16 protein-coding genes are annotated in these 15,968 nt (G+C 70.9%); 8 read left to right on the top strand and 8 right to left on the bottom strand.

Features of this window, described 5'->3' with window-relative positions; all coding sequences use genetic code 11:
• The first annotated feature begins 70 nt into the window (after positions 1-70).
• The 4 genes from ABZ896_RS15975 to ABZ896_RS15990 are packed head-to-tail and all read left to right on the top strand — an operon-like array spanning position 71 to position 3,860.
• Positions 71-733: a YciI family protein gene (locus tag ABZ896_RS15975; protein WP_360928115.1), complete on the top strand. Its 663-nt coding sequence runs from the start codon at positions 71-73 to the stop codon at positions 731-733.
• Positions 730-1,071, top strand: a complete 342-nt coding sequence (locus ABZ896_RS15980; RefSeq protein WP_360928117.1) for a YciI family protein — start codon at positions 730-732, stop codon at positions 1,069-1,071. Before ABZ896_RS15975 ends, ABZ896_RS15980 begins: the two co-directional genes overlap by 4 nt.
• Positions 1,068-2,324, top strand: coding sequence for an RNA polymerase sigma factor (locus ABZ896_RS15985; RefSeq protein WP_360928120.1), 1,257 nt, complete (start codon positions 1,068-1,070; stop codon positions 2,322-2,324). Before ABZ896_RS15980 ends, ABZ896_RS15985 begins: the two co-directional genes overlap by 4 nt.
• Before the next feature lie 51 nt (positions 2,325-2,375).
• Positions 2,376-3,860, top strand: a complete 1,485-nt coding sequence (locus ABZ896_RS15990) for an MFS transporter (protein WP_360928123.1) — start codon at positions 2,376-2,378, stop codon at positions 3,858-3,860.
• Here ABZ896_RS15990 and ABZ896_RS15995 read toward each other — a convergent pair.
• The 8 genes from ABZ896_RS15995 to ABZ896_RS16030 form a co-directional block, all read right to left on the bottom strand.
• Positions 3,841-4,608: an SDR family oxidoreductase gene (locus tag ABZ896_RS15995; RefSeq protein ID WP_360928126.1), complete on the bottom strand. Its 768-nt coding sequence runs from the start codon at positions 4,606-4,608 to the stop codon at positions 3,841-3,843. The genes ABZ896_RS15990 and ABZ896_RS15995 overlap by 20 nt on opposite strands.
• 39 nt (positions 4,609-4,647) lie before the next feature.
• The gene (locus ABZ896_RS16000; protein ID WP_360928129.1) at positions 4,648-5,619 is read right to left on the bottom strand and encodes a LysR family transcriptional regulator; all 972 of its coding nucleotides are present in this window, start codon (positions 5,617-5,619) and stop codon (positions 4,648-4,650) included.
• A 151-nt stretch (positions 5,620-5,770) separates the two neighbouring features.
• A complete protein-coding gene (locus ABZ896_RS16005; RefSeq protein ID WP_360928132.1) occupies positions 5,771-6,721 on the bottom strand; it encodes a fumarylacetoacetate hydrolase family protein in 951 nt (316 codons plus the stop codon).
• Positions 6,722-6,724: 3 nt separating this feature from the next.
• Entirely contained in the window at positions 6,725-8,083 is a 1,359-nt protein-coding gene (locus tag ABZ896_RS16010) for an FAD-binding oxidoreductase (protein ID WP_360928134.1), read from the bottom strand.
• 8 nt (positions 8,084-8,091) lie between these two features.
• Positions 8,092-9,060, bottom strand: a complete 969-nt coding sequence (locus tag ABZ896_RS16015) for a cyclase family protein (RefSeq protein ID WP_360928137.1) — start codon at positions 9,058-9,060, stop codon at positions 8,092-8,094.
• The gene (locus tag ABZ896_RS16020; RefSeq protein WP_360928140.1) at positions 9,057-10,061 is read right to left on the bottom strand and encodes an amidohydrolase family protein; all 1,005 of its coding nucleotides are present in this window, start codon (positions 10,059-10,061) and stop codon (positions 9,057-9,059) included. Before ABZ896_RS16020 ends, ABZ896_RS16015 begins: the two co-directional genes overlap by 4 nt.
• Positions 10,058-11,182, bottom strand: coding sequence for an FAD-dependent monooxygenase (locus tag ABZ896_RS16025; protein ID WP_360928142.1), 1,125 nt, complete (start codon positions 11,180-11,182; stop codon positions 10,058-10,060). Before ABZ896_RS16025 ends, ABZ896_RS16020 begins: the two co-directional genes overlap by 4 nt.
• Positions 11,183-11,215: 33 nt before the next feature.
• Positions 11,216-11,512 carry an antibiotic biosynthesis monooxygenase family protein gene (locus ABZ896_RS16030; RefSeq protein WP_360928145.1) on the bottom strand — a complete coding sequence of 99 codons (297 nt, stop codon included), beginning with the start codon at positions 11,510-11,512 and terminating at the stop codon, positions 11,216-11,218.
• A 263-nt stretch (positions 11,513-11,775) separates the two neighbouring features.
• Here ABZ896_RS16030 and ABZ896_RS16035 point away from each other — a divergent pair, with 263 nt between their 5' ends.
• Genes ABZ896_RS16035 through ABZ896_RS16050 form a run of 4 tightly spaced genes read left to right on the top strand, consistent with a single transcriptional unit; the run spans position 11,776 to position 15,749 of the window.
• Positions 11,776-12,738, top strand: a complete 963-nt coding sequence (locus ABZ896_RS16035) for a fumarylacetoacetate hydrolase family protein (protein WP_360928148.1) — start codon at positions 11,776-11,778, stop codon at positions 12,736-12,738.
• Positions 12,735-13,670 carry a VOC family protein gene (locus tag ABZ896_RS16040; RefSeq protein WP_360928151.1) on the top strand — a complete coding sequence of 312 codons (936 nt, stop codon included), beginning with the start codon at positions 12,735-12,737 and terminating at the stop codon, positions 13,668-13,670. Before ABZ896_RS16035 ends, ABZ896_RS16040 begins: the two co-directional genes overlap by 4 nt.
• A 19-nt stretch (positions 13,671-13,689) precedes the next feature.
• On the top strand, positions 13,690-14,991 hold the full coding sequence (gene hisD, locus ABZ896_RS16045) for a histidinol dehydrogenase (RefSeq protein WP_360928154.1): 1,302 nt from the start codon (positions 13,690-13,692) through the stop codon (positions 14,989-14,991).
• Entirely contained in the window at positions 14,988-15,749 is a 762-nt protein-coding gene (locus ABZ896_RS16050) for an SDR family NAD(P)-dependent oxidoreductase (protein WP_360928156.1), read from the top strand. The genes hisD and ABZ896_RS16050 overlap by 4 nt, the downstream gene beginning before the upstream one ends.
• Positions 15,750-15,968: the final 219 nt, after the last annotated feature.

Below are 15,968 nucleotides of genomic sequence, written 5' to 3' on the forward strand. Positions count from 1 at the left end.
CGTGGTGTCGATTCGCCGCGGTCCCGTTCGTCGGTCGGGTGTAGGAAGCTCATGAGGACCGGGAGGAACCATGAAGTACATGCTGCTCGTCTGCGGCGACGACACCAACGACGCCTCGGACATGGCCCCCGTGGAACCCTGGGTCGACGAACTCGGCGACCGTGGCGTACGGCTGCACGGGCACCGGCTCGCCCTGCCCGCCGACGCCGTGACCGTACGGGTACGTGGCGGTGAGGTGCTGCGCACGGACGGCCCCTTCGCGGAGACCAAGGAGTACGTCGCCGGCTTCGACATCCTGGAGTGCGACAGCCTTCAGGAGGCGGTCGAGGCCGCCGCCAAGCACCCCGTGGCCACCATCGGCGCCATGGAGGTGCGCCCGTTCTGGGAGGACGAGGACGCCGAGGGCGAGATCCGGCGCCTGGACGCCGAACTGACGGCCGCGGCCCGCGCCGGGGACGTCGAGCGGACGCTCGCCTGCTATGCGACGGACGCGGAGGTCGTGGCGAACGGTCAGGCCGAGAGGGGCGTAGAGGCGCTCCGCAAGACATGGTCGGAGACCGGGTCGGTCACCCGCGAGGTGCTGGAGTTCCGGGTCCACGTCGACGAGAGCATCGCCTTCGGCCACGCCCTCGTCCGCCTCGACGGCAGGCTCCAGCGCGTCACCACCGGCTACCGCAACGCCGGCCCGCGCTGGCTGATCGTCCACGAGCACGTCACGGAGGCCACGTCATGAAGTACGTCCTGCTGATCTGCACCCCCGTCGACGGCGAGGAACTCAGCCCCGCCGAGATCGCCGAGGACCCCCGCTTCACCTCGTACATCCACGAGGTCCGCAGCCGGGACGTCGTCAAGGGCGGGGCCCGGCTGCGCCCGGCCTCCGACGCCACCACCGTGCGCGTCCAGGGCGACGAAGTCCTGCTCACCGACGGCCCGTTCATCGAGTCCAAGGAGTACATCGCCGGTATCGACATCATCGAGGTCGCCGATCTCGACGAGGCGATCTCCCTCGCGTCCCGGCATCCGGCGGCGCTCGGGGGCGGCTCGGTGGAAGTGCGGCCCGTGTGGGAGTGAGCCCGGAAGAGGCCGTCGCCGCCGCCTTCCGCGAGGAGTGGGGCCAGGTCGTGGCCACCCTGATCCGGGTGACCGGCGACTGGGACCTCGCCGAGGAGTGCGCGCAGGACGCCTTCGCCCAGGCACTCGACCGGTGGCGGCGCGACGGAGTCCCGCGCCACCCCGGCGCCTGGCTCACCACGACCGCCCGCCACCGGGCCATGGACGTGCTGCGCAGGGAGGCGGTGGGCGCGCGGAAACTGAGGGAGGCGGCGATGCTGACACCCGGCGAAGAGCCGTACGGCGACGGTGACTTCGAGGCGTCGTACGACGACAGCGGCGTCCGGGACGACCGACTGCGCCTGATCTTCACCTGCTGCCACCCCGCACTGCACATCGAGGCGCGGGTCGCGCTGACCCTGCGCACCCTCGCCGGCCTCACCACCCCGGAGATCGCCCGCGCCTTCCTCGTCCCCGAGGCGACGATGGCGCAGCGCCTGGTGCGCGCCAAGAAGAAGATCCGCAACGCGGGCATCCCGTACCGCGTCCCGCCCGCCCACCTCCTGCCCGAGCGCACGACGGGCGTGCTCGGCGTGCTGTACCTCCTCTTCAACGAGGGGTACGCGGCCACCTCGGGCGCCGATCTCGTACGACGGAACCTGTGCACGGAGGCGATCCGGCTGGCCCGCGTCCTGGCCGCCCTCATGCCCGACGAGCCCGAGGCCCTCGGCCTGCTCGCGCTGCTCCTCCTGCACGACGCCCGCCAGGAGACCCGGGTGGACGTGGCGGGAGAGCTGGTGACGCTGGAGGACCAGGACCGCACGGCATGGGACCACGCCGAAGTCGACGAGGGCGCCGCCCTGTTGGAGACCGCGCTGCGCCGGGGGCGTCCCGGGCCGTACCAGATCCAGGCCGCGATCGCCGCCTGCCACACCACGGCGGCCACCGCGGAGGACACCGACTGGGCCGACATCGCCGCCCTGTACGGCGAGTTGATGCGCTTCGTCCCCTCGGCCGTGGTCCGCCTCAACCGCGCGGTGGCCGTCGGCATGGCGGAAGGCTTCGACGCGGGACTGGCGCTGGTCGCCGAGTTGGAACACGAGGGCGAGCTGAGCGGCTACCACCTGCTCCCGGCCACGCGCGCCGACCTGCTGCGCCGCAGCGGCCGTAGGAAAGAGGCGGCCGAGGCGTACGAGCGGGCGCTGGACCTGGTGGAGAACGAGACCGAGCGGAACTTCCTGGAAAAACGTCTGGCGGAGTGTCGATCCGCGTAGGGGCCGTTCGTCGGTGGGGTGAAAGGCAACCCCGAGACACCGGAGGTCCCCATGACCCCCACCGACATGAATGCCACCGACATGGCCGGAACCGACACCCGCCGCTGGTACGCCCTCTGCCTGCTCTGCGTCGCCGGATTCATGGTGATCCTCGACGCGCAGATCGTCGTCCTCGCCCTGCCGTCGATCGCGGACGGTCTTGGCGTCTCCGCGAGCGGCGCCCAATGGGTGATGAGCGCCTACCTGCTGAGCTTCGGCGGACTGCTCCTGCTCGGCGGCCGGATCGCCGACCTGCTGGGCCGCCGCCGGGTCTTCATGACCGGCACCCTGCTGTTCGGACTGTCCTCGCTGCTGTGCGGGCTGGCCGGTACGGCGGGCGTCCTGATCGCCGCCCGCGCCGTACAGGGCGTGTCGGCCGCCGTCATGGCACCGACCGCGCTGTCGATCCTGCTGAACACCTTCGAGGAGGGCTCCGAGCGCAACAAGGCCCTCGCCGTCTGGTCCGGCAGTGGCGGCTTCGGTGCCACCGCGGCGCTGCTGATCGGCGGCCCGCTCACAGACGCGTTCGGCTGGCGGTGGGTCTTCTTCCTCAACGTCCCGGTGGCGCTGCTCCTGCTGGCCCTGAGCCCGGTGCTGCTGCGCGAGAGCCGCATGGAGACACGAACCCGTTCCTTCGACCCGCTGGGCGCCCTCACCGCCACCGGCGCGCTGGTCGCCTGCGTCTACGCCGTGGTCGGGGCGCCCCACGCCGGATGGCTCTCGGCACGGACGACCGGCCTGCTGGTCCTCGCCGCGGTGATGACCCTCGTCTTCGTCCGGACCGAGTCGAGGGTGCCCGCCCCGCTGGTGCCCCTGCGACTGCTGCGCTCCCGCACGGTCAGCGGCGCCAACCTGGTTGTCTTCTTGCTCGGCGCCACCTGCTTCGGCATGTCGTACACCCTGTCCCAGTACGGCCAGGAGGTCCTCGGCTGGTCCCCGCTGCGCTTCGGCCTCGCGAACGTGGTCATGCCGTTGGGCGCGGTCGTCGGTTCCTACGCCGGTCAGGCCCTGGTGACCCGGCTCGGCGCCCGCAGGGTCGCGGCGGGCGGCTTGACGCTGGTCGGCGCGGCGGCCCTGCTGCTCAGCGGGGTCCCGGTGCACGGCACCTTCGTTGAGGACCTCCTGCCCGCCCTGCTGCTGTTCGGCCCGGGCGTAGGCGCCTGCGCGGTGGCCGGCTCCATCGCCTCGCTGACCGGGGTGGGGGAGTGCGACTCGGGCGTGGCCTCGGGCATCCAGACGGCGGCTTTCCAGATCGGCGGAGCGCTCGGGGTAGCCGTAGTAACCATCTTCTACACGACGGGGATACCGACGGCCGGCTATCAAGCAGCATTCACGGCGTGCGCGGTTCTTGCGGCGACCGGACTGACCTGCACGATGGCATTGCCGGGCCCGATGTCACACCTAAGGGGCGCGGGACGTGTCAATATGCGGCTCCGCCGCGTGGGCGCGACCAGCCCCCACCGACCCGCAGACGACCTCACCCGTCAAGCGCATTAGTGATCGCCTTCACCCCACCATGCGCCGCATACCCCCCATCCACCGTGATCTCCGCCCCATTCACATAAGACGCCTCGTCGGACAGCAGATAGACGACCAGCGGCGCCACTTCATCAACCGTCCCCGCCCGCCCCTGAGGCGTCATCGCAAGATGCGCCCCCACGAAGACCGGATTCGCGGACTCCATCAACGGAGTCTCGATGTACCCGGGATGGATGAGATTCGTCCGGATCCCCCGAGGCGCCAACTCCAGCGAAGCCACCTTCGACAGCCCCCGGAGCGCCCACTTGCTGGCCGTATAAGCCACCGCATGATGGGCGGTCAAACCGGCCACAGACCCGACGTTCACGATCGACGAGCCGGCCGGCATCAGCGGAGCCAGCGCCTGGATCCCCAGCATCGCCCCCGTCGTGTTCACCGCGAACGCCCGGTTCCAGTCCGCGAGTTCGACCTGCCCGAGCCGAGCCCGCACAGGAATCCCCGCGTTGTTGACGAGCCCGTGCACGACATTGAGCCCGCTCGCGAGACTCGCCCAGTCCTCCGGCGAGGACACGTCCAGATGCCGATACGAAACGTCCAACCCGTCGGCCCGCAGCGCCGCCGCCAGCTTCGTGCCCGCCTCGTCGAGCACGTCGGTGGCGATCACGGCCGCCCCCTCCCGCGCGGCCGCCGCCACCTCCGCGGCGCCCTGCCCCTGCGCGGCCCCGGTGACGACGACGGTACGGCCCGCCAGACGCGTACGGCTCACGGTTCCTCCAATGCGGAATCGGGATGTCTCCCGTCCACGCTAGGAAGCCGCGGACAGCTCCGGAAACGCGTGTTCCTCATGGCTGTCATCCGCGACGGCGATCTCCTGGTTCAGCGACTCGCCGACCTTCCGCACGGTCTCCCGCAGCCACCGGTGCGCGGGGTCGGCGTGCCGGTTGTGGTGCCAGTACATGGCCTCCACCAGCGGCACGTCCGGGAACGGCGTCGGTACGACCGCACAGCGCGCGAAACCCTCGTAGCGCCGGGCGAGCCGCTCCGGCACCATCGCCACCAGGTCGGTGCCGCTGACCAGGAACGGCAGCACACTGAAGCCGGGCGTGCTGACCTGCACCCTCGGCGTGATGCCGAGGGTCTCCAGCTGGCGCTCGGCGGGGGTGTGGCTCTTGCCGATGGCGCAGGCGGCGTGGGGCATCTCCGCGAGGTCGCGCAGTCCGAGCCGCCCGTCCACGACCCGCGGATTGTCCGGGTCGACGAGGCACACGAACCGGTCGTGCATGACCGCCTCGCTCACGCCCGGCAGCTGATAGCCGAGCGGCACGATCATCAGGTCGTGGCAGCGCAGATGCGTCTCGTTCTCCAGCTGCCCGTCCACGATGGGGTGGAAGTCGATCCGGACCCCGGGCGCCTCCTCCGCGATGACGCGCAGCAGCGGCTCCACGAGCACCGTCATCACGTAGTCGGACATCACCACCGAGAACCGCTGCCTGCTGCGGCCCGGATCGAAGTGCCGGGTCAGCGACAGCGCCTCCTCCGCCTTGTGCAGGGAGGCCTGGACGACCGGCAGCAGCCGCTCCGCCAGGGGCGTCAGCTCGTACTCGCGGCCGACCCGCACCAGCAGCTCGTCGTTGAAGTGCCGGCGCAACCGGGCCAGCGAGCCGCTCATCGCGGACTGGCTGGTGGACAGCCGGACGCCCGCGTGGGTGACGTTCTTCTCCTCCAGGAGGGCTTCCAGCGCCACCAGAAGATTCAGGTCGATCGCTCCGAGACCCACGTATGTCCCCTTCCGGCCGCGCCACGTCCTTGAAGCTCGGTTGAATCGGAGGGTAACCAGCGCGGGCGGCGGCGAGGAAGACTCCGGAACACAACTCACAGGGATCCGATAGCAGCCATCGGACCCCCGGATACCCGCAGGTCAAGACCGTTCACGGGCGTGGGGTGCGCCCGCGCTTGCGGGCTCGCGGCAGATACACGTCGGTACGGCCCGGCACCACCCGGTTGCGCAGGGTGCCCAGCCCCTCCACGGTCAGCTCCACCACGTCACCGGGGCCGAGCGGCGGCGGCACCCGCTCGCCGAGCCGGCCCCAGAACTCCGCGAGCGCGCCCCAGCCACAGGTGCCGGAGCCCAGGACGTCCCCGGGGCGCACCCAGGCGTCCCGGCTCGCGTAGGCCACCATCTCCTCGAAGGTCCAGGACATGTTGGCGAGGGTGTCCCGCCCGATCAGCTCCCCGTTCAGGGTGACCGTCATCTCCAGGTCGAGGAAGCCGTCCGCGTCCCGCCGGTCCTCGACCTCGTCCGCGGTCACGAGGTACGGGCCGAGGGTGTTGGCGAAGTCCTTGCCCTTGGAGAAGCCGAGGCCGAGGTTCTTCTCCGGCTTCTGGAGATCGCGCGCGGACCAGTCGTTGAAGACCAGGTAGCCGACGATGTGCTCACGGGCCTTCTCCGGGGTGAGGTCACGGCCGCTGCGGCCGATGACCGCGCCCACCTCCAGCTCGAAGTCCAGCACCGAGCAGCCCGCCGGGACCGGCACGTCGTCGTGGGCGCCGTAGGCCGCGTGCGGGTTGGTGAAGTAGAAGTTGGGCGCCCGGTACCACTCCTCGGGCACGTGCTCCAGCCCGTCGAGGGACTTCGAGACCCCCTCGATGTGTGCCTCGAAGCCGACGAAGTCCCGGAGGGAAGGCGGCTTCAGCGGGGGCAGCAGGAGTACCTGATCCACCGTCAATTCGCCCGGCCGTCGCAGCGCTTGCTCGCCGGCCGTGTGCAGAGCCCCTTGTTCTACGAGGGTGAGGACCGACTCGGAGAGGGGATGGACGCGCCCGTCCTGGACGACTCCGGAGCGCTCCACGCCCTCGTGCTCGTATGTCGCGAAACGCATCGCTCACTGCTCCCAGTGGTTGGTGTTGGTGACGGCCCCCGCGCTGAGGTAGCCCGCGAACAGGCCCTTGGGGTCGCGCGCGGTCCGGATCTCCTGGAGGCGCCGCCACTGCTCGTCCCCCATGAACCTCAACTGCCGTACGGTGAAGTCCGAATCACCCAGGTACTGGCCCGCCGTCACCGGCTGCATGGCCGCCATCGCCCGGTCCAACCAGGCGCGCAGCTCCGCGTCCTGGTCGGGCTCGTCGTGGACGACGTAGGTGGCGCAGTAGATCTCGGACTGCAACGAGAAGGCCATGTCGGGCAGTTGGCGCAGCGGCGCCATGGAGAACCAGATGGTGAAGGTCTGGCGGGTCGGGTGCTCGGTGAACGCCTTCCGGATCGCCGGGACGACTCTTTCGGGCGGACCGGTCAGCCAGGCGTTGTCGACGAGGTAGCGGTGGCCCTCCGGGTTCGCGATGCGCTGGCCCTTGATCTGCTCGGCGAGCGTGGTGGGTTGGGCCTCCAGGCGGAACAGGGCCCGGTCCGCGTACGGGTTCGTGTGCAGCGGGGCCAGCGCCTCCGCCGCCTCCTCGGGCGTGTCGGTCATCGAGACACCGGTGACCAGCAGCACCGGCTCGTCGCGGTCGGGCGGGGTCTGGGTGAGGGCGACGATCTCCACCAGGTCCGAGACCGTGTGGTGCATGCCGTGCAGCCAGGTCATGACCTCGTCGAACAACTCCAGTGGATACGCGTGCACGGTGTGCCCCAGGTGCTTGGGCAGCGGGCGGGTGCGCAGGTGGAAGCGGGTCACGACCCCGAAAAAGCCGGGGCCCGCGCCGCGTGCCGCCCAGAACAGGTCGCTGTTCCGCGACTCGTCCGCCCGCACCAGCTCGCCCTCGGCGGTGACGACGTCGATCGCCACGATGTTCTCCGCCGCCCAGCCCCAGCCACGCGCGTTCCAGCCCTGCCCGCCTTGGAGCAGGAAGCCGCCGATCCCGACGGAGGGACAGTGCCCGCCGTTGAAGAACCGCCCGAACTCGCCGAGATACGGGTTGAGTTCGTCGCCGCCCTTGACGCTCGGGGTCGCCGTGACGATGCCCGTCTCCGGTTCGTACACCATCTCCCGGAAGTCCCCGAGGTCGATCAGCAGCGCGTCCTCGCGCACCGACCAGGCCGCCCAGCTGTGCCCGCCGGAGCGGACGGCGACCTGCCAGCCGCGCTCCAGGGCGAGTCGTACACCCGCCACGACGTCCTGCTCGGTGTGCGCCTCCAGGACGGCGGCGGGCAGGCGGTCCGAGGGGCGGCGGGCGTTGAAGACCCGGCCGAAGCAGGCCTCCTCGAAGCCGGGCTCGTCGGCGAGGTGGAGCTTTCCGGTGAACACGCGCGTCCTCACTTCAGGGCGATGGGGTTGACCGGCGCGCCCACCGCACCGGTGACCGGCAGCGGGGCCGCGACCAGCAGGAACTCGTGGACGCCGTCCGCCGCGCAGTCCTCGGCCAGCGCCTCCAGGTCCCACATCTCGCCCAGCGGCAGGCCCATGTTGGGGATCGCGATCTGGTGCAGCGGGGACATCGCCGGCTCGGCGAACTCGTACGGGCGCACCTCGAGCCCCCAGGTGTCGGAGGCGATCGCGGCGATCTCCGTGCGGTGCAGCCATCCGAGGGTGGTGAAGGAGAGGCCGGGCGCGTCACCGGCCGCGTAGGTGCCCCAGCCGCCCAGCCGCCGTACCCGGCCGATCTGCCCGGTGCGCACGAGCACCAGGTCGCCGCGGCGGACCGTGGACGTGGCGCCCTGAGCCTCGATCGTGGCGCGCAGGTGCTCCTCCAGGATCGGGAAACCGTCCGGGAGTTCACCGTGCTCGTCGCCGCAGACGCGGCCCACGTCGAGCAGCACACCGCGTCCCGTGAAGGCGTCCCGCATGTGCTCGATGCCGGTGACGGAGTCGCCGTCGCCGTTCACGATGGTGCACGGGCGGCCGTTCCACGCCTGCTTGTTGTCGTAGATGTGCCCCAACCCGTCCCACTGCGTGGAGGCTTGGAGCGGCATCACGATGTGGTCGTCGGCGCCGCCGAAGCCGTGCGGGAAGCCCTGCGTGCCCGCCGCCGCGTCGGAGCCGGTGTCCTTCATGTAGTGCACGGGGTTGATCCGGCCTCGGAAGCCGCGCTGCGGGCCGTCCTCGTTGAACTCCAGCGCCAGTGAGAAGGACCGCCCGCGCCGCACCAGGCCGGCCGCGTGGGCGCGGATCGCGTCGTCGATGAAGTTGAGCGTGCCGAGCACGTCGTCCTCGCCCCAACGGCCCCAATTGCGGTAGGCGGCACGGGCCTTGGCGAGTTCTTCCTCAATGGGCCCCAGGGTCATCGGGTACGTCCTTTCAGGAGCAGGTCGAGGGCGTTTCCCCCGGCGATCGCGGCACGGTCCGCCGACGCGAGCCCGGCGGCGTCCAGCCGGGCCACGGGGTCGTCGACCCCCATGTCGAAGGGGTGGTCGGTACCGAGCACGACCCGGTCCGCCCCCACCTCCTCGACCAACTGGCGCAGCGCGCGCGGTGTGTAGACGAGCGCGTCGAACCACATGCGCCGCAGATAGGCGCTCGGCGGCTCGGCGCAGCCCCGCGCGTCCTCGCGCACCCGCCAGGCGTGGTCGGAGCGCCCGACGTACGTCGGCAGATAGCCGCCCCCGTGCGCGGCCACCAGCTTCAGGCGCGGGAAACGGTCGAGGACACCGGTGAAGATCAGATGGGAGAGCGCGACAGTCGTCTCGACCGGCTGCCCGACCGTGTTGCCCAGGTACTGCGTCGCCAGCCGTTCGCCCAGCGAACAGCCCCAGGGGTGGACGAAGACGACCGCGCCCAACTCCTCGGCCCTGCGCCAGACATCGTCGTGCGCCGGCTCGGCCAGCTCCCGTCCGTCCACGGTCGTGGAGACGCTGATGCCGTACAGACCGTGCCCGGTGACCGCGTCGTCCAGCAGGGCTACGGCCAGGTCCGGGTGCTGGAGCGGGACGGTCCCGAGTCCGTACAGCCGCTCCGACGCCTCGGCGCAGTGCGCGGCCACCGCCGCGTTGACGGTACGGGACAGTCGTACGGCGAGATCCTCGTCCGCCCAGTAGTGGTGCATGGGCATCGGACCGACGACCTGGAGATCGACGCCCATCGCGTCGAGATCGGCGAGTCTGGTGGAGACGTCCGTCAACCTCCCGGCGAGCCGCTGGAGTTGGGCCCGGTTGGCGGCCAGCGAAGCGGGGGAGTGGGCGCGCTGCTCGGCCGCCAGTTCGGCCGCGAGACCCGGGGTGCCCGCGACCAGCGCGTCGGCGGCCGGGACGGCGAGGTGGCCGTGGAAGTCGACGACGGGCGTGCTCATGCGGCCGCCGTCAGGGACTGGAGAGTCTCCGACATGATCCGCGCGGGATCGGCGCCGGGCGTGCCCGGGTGGATCTCCCACTCGGCGAGCTGGAGCGAGTTCCGCAGCACCATCCCGACCCTGGGCAGCCGCCGTGCCATGAAGTGGTCGAGGGCCCGCTCCAGCGGCTCGTCCCCGGTGACCAGCTCGGCCAGCAGCACCGCGTCCTCCATGCACATCGCGGCACCCTGCGCGATCAGCGGCGGACAGGCATGCGCCGCGTCGCCGATCACCATGGCCCGGCCGCGATGCCAGGGCTCGTCGACCAACACCGCCTCGATCCAGCGGTAGTCCACCGCCGTGTCGTCCGGCAGCGAGGCGATCACCTTGCCCCAGGTGCCGCCGTACCCGGCGCCGCGCTCGCGCATCAGCGACAGCGGGGCGCGCGGGCCGATCAGGGACGCGTCGAGGTTCTCGTCCAGGAGATAGGCGTAGCACTGGTCGGGGGAGATCGGGCTGTAGCCGGCCTTGAAGCGGGGGCCGCCGTAGTACACCTCGGCGCAGTCCATCTCGGCGGGGCGGTCGGCGACCACCCGGAAGATCGACATGCCGACCGGGCGCGGGTGGTGCGGGAAACCGATCAGCGCCCGCATCGCCGAGTTGATGCCGTCGGCGCCGACCACCAGGTCGTAGCGGCCGGTGGAGCCGTCGGTGAAGGTGACGTCCACGTGGTCCGGCGGCCGGTCGAGCTTCTCGACGGTCAGTCCGAGGCGGACCTGGACGCCCGCGGCGTACACCGCGTCGCACAGCGCCGTCTGGAGGTCGCAGCGCAGCGCGCCCGCCGTGGACGGCAGGTCGGGGCCGCCGGTGTGCGGGGTGGGCAGCTCCGTGAGCAGCGATCCGTCCGCGTGCCGCAGCCGCATGACGTCGAACGGCACCGCCCGCTCCAGCACCCGCTCCAGCACGCCCACCGAGCGCAGCGCCTTCAGCGCGTTTCCCTGGACGGTGATGCCGTGGCCGACTCCGAACCACTGGGGGGAGATCTCGACGAGGTCGACGTCGGTGCCGCGCTGAGCGAGGGCCAGCGCGAGCACGCTTCCGGTGATGCCGCCGCCGACGACGAGCACCTTCTGAACGGGCATGGGAGATCCTTGCGAACGTAGGAAGAGGTGGGGTCAGCGCGGGCTGACGACGCGGTGGTGCTCGACGGCCGGCGGTGCGGCGAAGAACGGCCCGACCAGGGCCCGCCAGCGCCCGAACCGCTCGGACTCCCGGAAACCGGTCATGTGCGCCTCGACCGACTCCCAACCGACCAGCAGCAGGAAGACCGACGGGCGCTCCTCGCAGCGCAGCAGCTCGGCCCACCGGAAGCCGTCCGCCTCGGCGAGCACCTCGCGCGCCTTGCCGAAGACCTCCTGGAACTCCGCTTCCCGGCCGGCCTCCACGGTCAGCTCGGCATGCTCGACGACCACGTCGTTCTCCTAGGGGTGAGGGGGTGGTCCGAGCCTGCGGGGCGGTCCGTGCGGGGTCAACGGATCGAGGCATCGGCAAGGGGGACGTCATCCATGCCGTACGGCGATGGAGGCGCAGTTCAGCGGGTGGGCGGGCCGGTGACGGAGGCGCGGTCCAGGGCGTGGCGGGCCGGTGATGGCAGGCATCGCGAACGGCCATTTCCGCCGTCACCCCGTGATGCCTAGCGTCGAAGGCGACCCCACCCGTACGAGGAGAGCCGCCCGTGCCCGATCCACTCACCCCTGCAGGACCGTTCGCGCTCGGCACCTTCAGCCGCGGCGCCGACGCCTTCCCCGGCCTCGTCACCGGCACTCGTGTCCGAGACCTGTCCGACCGGGTCGCCTCCGTGCGGGCCGTCGTCGAGGACTGGGACGCCTGGCTGCCCCGGCTCCACGAGCTGTCGGTGTCTGTCGACGGCATCTGGCACGACCTCGCCGACCTCCGCGTCCTGATCCCCTTCGAGCCCGGTCAGATCCTCCAGAGCGGCGCCAACTACCGCAAGCACGTGGTGGATCTGGTCGCCGCCGAGAAGGAGAGCGTGCACGGCGCCACCCCCGAGGAGGCCCGCGCCGACGCCGAGCTGATGATGGACGAGCGGATCCGCAGCGGTGTGCCGTACGTCTTCCTCGGCTCCCCGCGCGCGATGTGCGGCCCCTACGACGACATCCTGCTCCCGGCGCTCGGCGAGCAGCACGACTGGGAGCTCGAACTCGCCCTGGTCATCGGGAAGTCGGGCCGGAACATCGCGGAGGAGGACGCCCTCCGGCATGTGGCCGCGTACACCATCTGCAACGACCTCACCACCCGCGACCGCCTCTACCGGCCCGACCTCAAGGCCATCGGCACCGACTGGTTCACCGCCAAGAACGCCGACACCTTCCTGCCGACCGGTCCCTTCCTCGTCCCGGCGGCCTTCGTCGGCGACCCGAACGACCTGCGGATCACCCTGCGCCACAACGGAGTCGTCCGCCAGGACGAGTCCACCAAGGACATGATCTTCGACATCCCCCGGCTGATCGCGTACGTCTCCACGACCACCACCCTGCGCCCGGGCGACCTGCTGCTGACCGGCTCCCCGGCCGGCAACGGCGCCCACTGGGGTGTGTTCCTGCAACCCGGTGACGTCGTGGAGTCCGAGATCACCGGCCTGGGCCACCAGCGCAACACCGTCAGGAGCCGGCCATGAGCTTCCAGCCGATCACCCATCTGCGCCATGTCGACCTGGCCGTACCGGACTTCGAGCGACAGCGCGCCTTCTACGGCACCACCTGGGGCCTGACCGAGGTCGCCAACGACAGCGGGCTCGCCTTCTTCGCCGCCGAGGGCAGCCCGGAGCAGTACGTCGTCCGGATCCGTGCGGACGAGCGCAAGCGGATGGACCTGGTGGCCTTCGGGGCCGTGTCGCCCGCCGCCGTGGACGAACTGGCGGTGCGACTGGGCCGGGCGGGTGTCCAACTCGTGCACGAACCCAAGGTGTTGGACACTCCCGGCGGCGGCTACGGGCTCCGTTTCTTCGACCCGGACGGGCGGGTCGTCGAGGTCTCGGCGGACGTCGCCACCCGCGACCACCGCAAGATCGAGGAGCGCGAGGCGATCCCCGTCCGGCTCTCGCACTGTGTGGTCAACTCCCAGGACCCGGAAGGACTCCGGGACTTCTACGTCGAGCACCTCGGCTTCCGGCTCACCGACACCCTGTACTCGACCCACATGGGCGACCTCATGTACTTCCTGCGGTGCAGCCCCCTCCACCACTCCTTCGCCATCGCGCGCGGACCCCATGTCTCCCTGCACCACGCCTCGTTCGAGATGCGCGGGGTCGAGGAGTACATGCGCGGCACCGGGCGGGCGCTGCGGGCCGGGACCCGGCTCACCTGGGGGCCGGGACGGCATCTCGCGGGCGACAACACGTTCTCGTACTTCCATGACCCGCACGGCAACACCGTCGAGTACACCACCGAACTCGCCGTCCTCGAAGAGGACGTGTGGCATCCGGGTCGCCATGACGTGGACGACCCGATCACCCAGGACCAGTGGGGTACCGCCGACCCGATGAGCGAGTCGGTCGCCAAGGAGCAGTTCAACGACCCCGACGTGCTCTTCGAAGCGCCGCCCGTCTGATTCGAGAAAGGTCCCCATCGTGGCAGAGATACTGAAGCACGCCGTCCCCAAGGCCGAGGTGAGCGCCTCCCTCGACCAGGTGCGCGCGACCGTGTCCGGCGTCATCGCCGACATCCGTGAGCGCGGTGACGAGGCCGTGCGCGAGTACTCCGAGAAGTTCGACAACTGGAGCCCCGGCTCCTTCCGGCTGAGCGAGGAGGAGATCGAGAAGATCGTCGTCTCGGTGCCGGAGCGGGTCATCACCGACATCCGCTTCGTCCAGGAGCAGGTGCGTGCCTTCGCCCGCCACCAGCTGGACTCCCTGCGGGAGTTCGAGGTGGAGACGCTGCCGGGCGTGCGGCTCGGGCAGAAGCACATCCCGGTCCAGGCGGCCGGTGCCTACATTCCCGGCGGCCGCTATCCGCTCACCGCCTCCGCCCACATGACCATCGTCACCGCCAAGGTCGCGGGCGTGCCGCGGGTCGTCGCCTGTACGCCGCCCATCCGGGGCGAGATCCCGGCCGCGACCGTCGCCGCCATGCACCTGGCGGGGGCGGACGAGATCTGGCTGCTGGGCGGTGTGCAGGCGGTTGCCGCGATGGCCGTCGGGACCGCCACCATGGATCCGGTGAACCTGATCGCCGGGCCCGGCAACGCGTATGTCGCCGAGGCCAAGCGGCAGTTGTTCGGGGAGATCGGCATCGACCTGTTCGCCGGGCCCACCGAGATCCTCGTCCTCGCCGACGAGCACGCCGACCCGTTCGTCTGCGCCGTCGACCTGCTCTCCCAGGCCGAGCACGGTCCGGACTCCCCGGCCGTCCTCATCACCACCTCCCGCGAGGTCGCCGAGCAGACCATCGCGGAGGTCGAGCGGATCCTCCCGGGGATGCCGACCCGCGACTTCGCGGGGCCCGCCTGGCGGGACCACGGTCAGGTGCACGTCGTCTCCTCGATGGACGAACTGTATGAACTGGCCGACGAGTTCGCCTTCGAACATGTCGAGGTGCTCACCGCCGAACCCCGCGAGGCGCTGGCGCGCATGACCCAGTACGGCGCCCTCTTCCTCGGCGAGGGCACCTGCGTCTCCTTCGGCGACAAGGTCATCGGCACCAACCACGTGCTGCCGACTCGCGGCGCCGCCCGCTACACCGGCGGTCTCTGGGTCGGGAAGTACCTCAAGACGGTCACGTACCAGGAGGTCACCGACACCGACTCGCAGGTCCTGCTCGGCCGGCTCTGCGGACGGGCCTCCCGCGTCGAGCTGTTCGAGGGCCACGCGCGCTCCGGGGACGTACGGGCCGCGAAGGCGGCCGGTGACGAACTGCCCTGGAACACCGCGTGAGCCTCGACGGCCGTACGGCACTGATCACCGGTGGGGGAGGGCCGTTGGGGCGGGCGTTCGCACTGGCCCTCGCCCGCGCCGGGGCCCGGGTGGTGCTGGTCGGACGGAACGAGCAGGCGCTCAAGGAGGCGGCGGACCAGGTCGGCGAGCAGGCCCGTACGGCGGTGTGCGACGTCTCCGACCCGGAGTCCGTACGCTCACTCGCCGCCGAACTCGCCGACGAGAACGTGTCGTTGCTCGTCAACAACGCGGGAGTCGCGGGCCCCGTGCGGCCCTTGGTGGACATCGAGCCCGACGAGTGGGACGACGTGTTCGCGGCCAACGTGCGCGGCGTCTACCTCATGTGCCGGGCCTTCCTGCCCCCGATGCTGGCGGCCCGGCGCGGAGACATCGTCAACGTCGCCTCCGTCAGCGGCAAACGCCCCCTCCTCAACCGCACCCCCTACACCGCCTCCAAGATGGCCCTGCTCGGCCTCACCCGGACGCTGGCCGGAGAGGTCGGCCCGCAGGGCGTGGCGGTCAACTCCCTTTCCCCGGGCCCGGTGAAAGGCCCGCGCATGGACCGCAACTTCCGTCTGACCGCCGAACTCACCGGCTGCACGGTCGAGGAGGCGGAACGCGACTTCGCCTCCCGCGCCGCGCTCGGCCGGCTGGTCGAAGAGGACGAAGTGGCCCGGGCGCTGGTGGCGATGCTCGCGATGCCGGGTCTGTGCGGGGCCGACATCGATCTCTCCGCGGGTATGGTCGCGCCCGCCTGAGCACCGCTTGACCACCGCCTGTCACCACCCTGTGTGACCGCCATGAAGTGGGCCGTGCGATCCGAGGCATCGGGTTCCGGAATGTCTCCGCACGGCCCCTATTGCCTGCTGGAGCAGGCTGATTCACTCCCCTCAACGCACCTGACGGTGCTTCCCGCCCGTGTCGTCGTGACCCCCTTCCGACGACAGGCCGGTCACGCTGCGCGACGGCGCACCCCA

It is taken from the genome of Streptomyces sp. NPDC047072, assembly GCF_040643855.1.
In the GTDB taxonomy this organism is placed as follows: domain Bacteria; phylum Actinomycetota; class Actinomycetes; order Streptomycetales; family Streptomycetaceae; genus Streptomyces.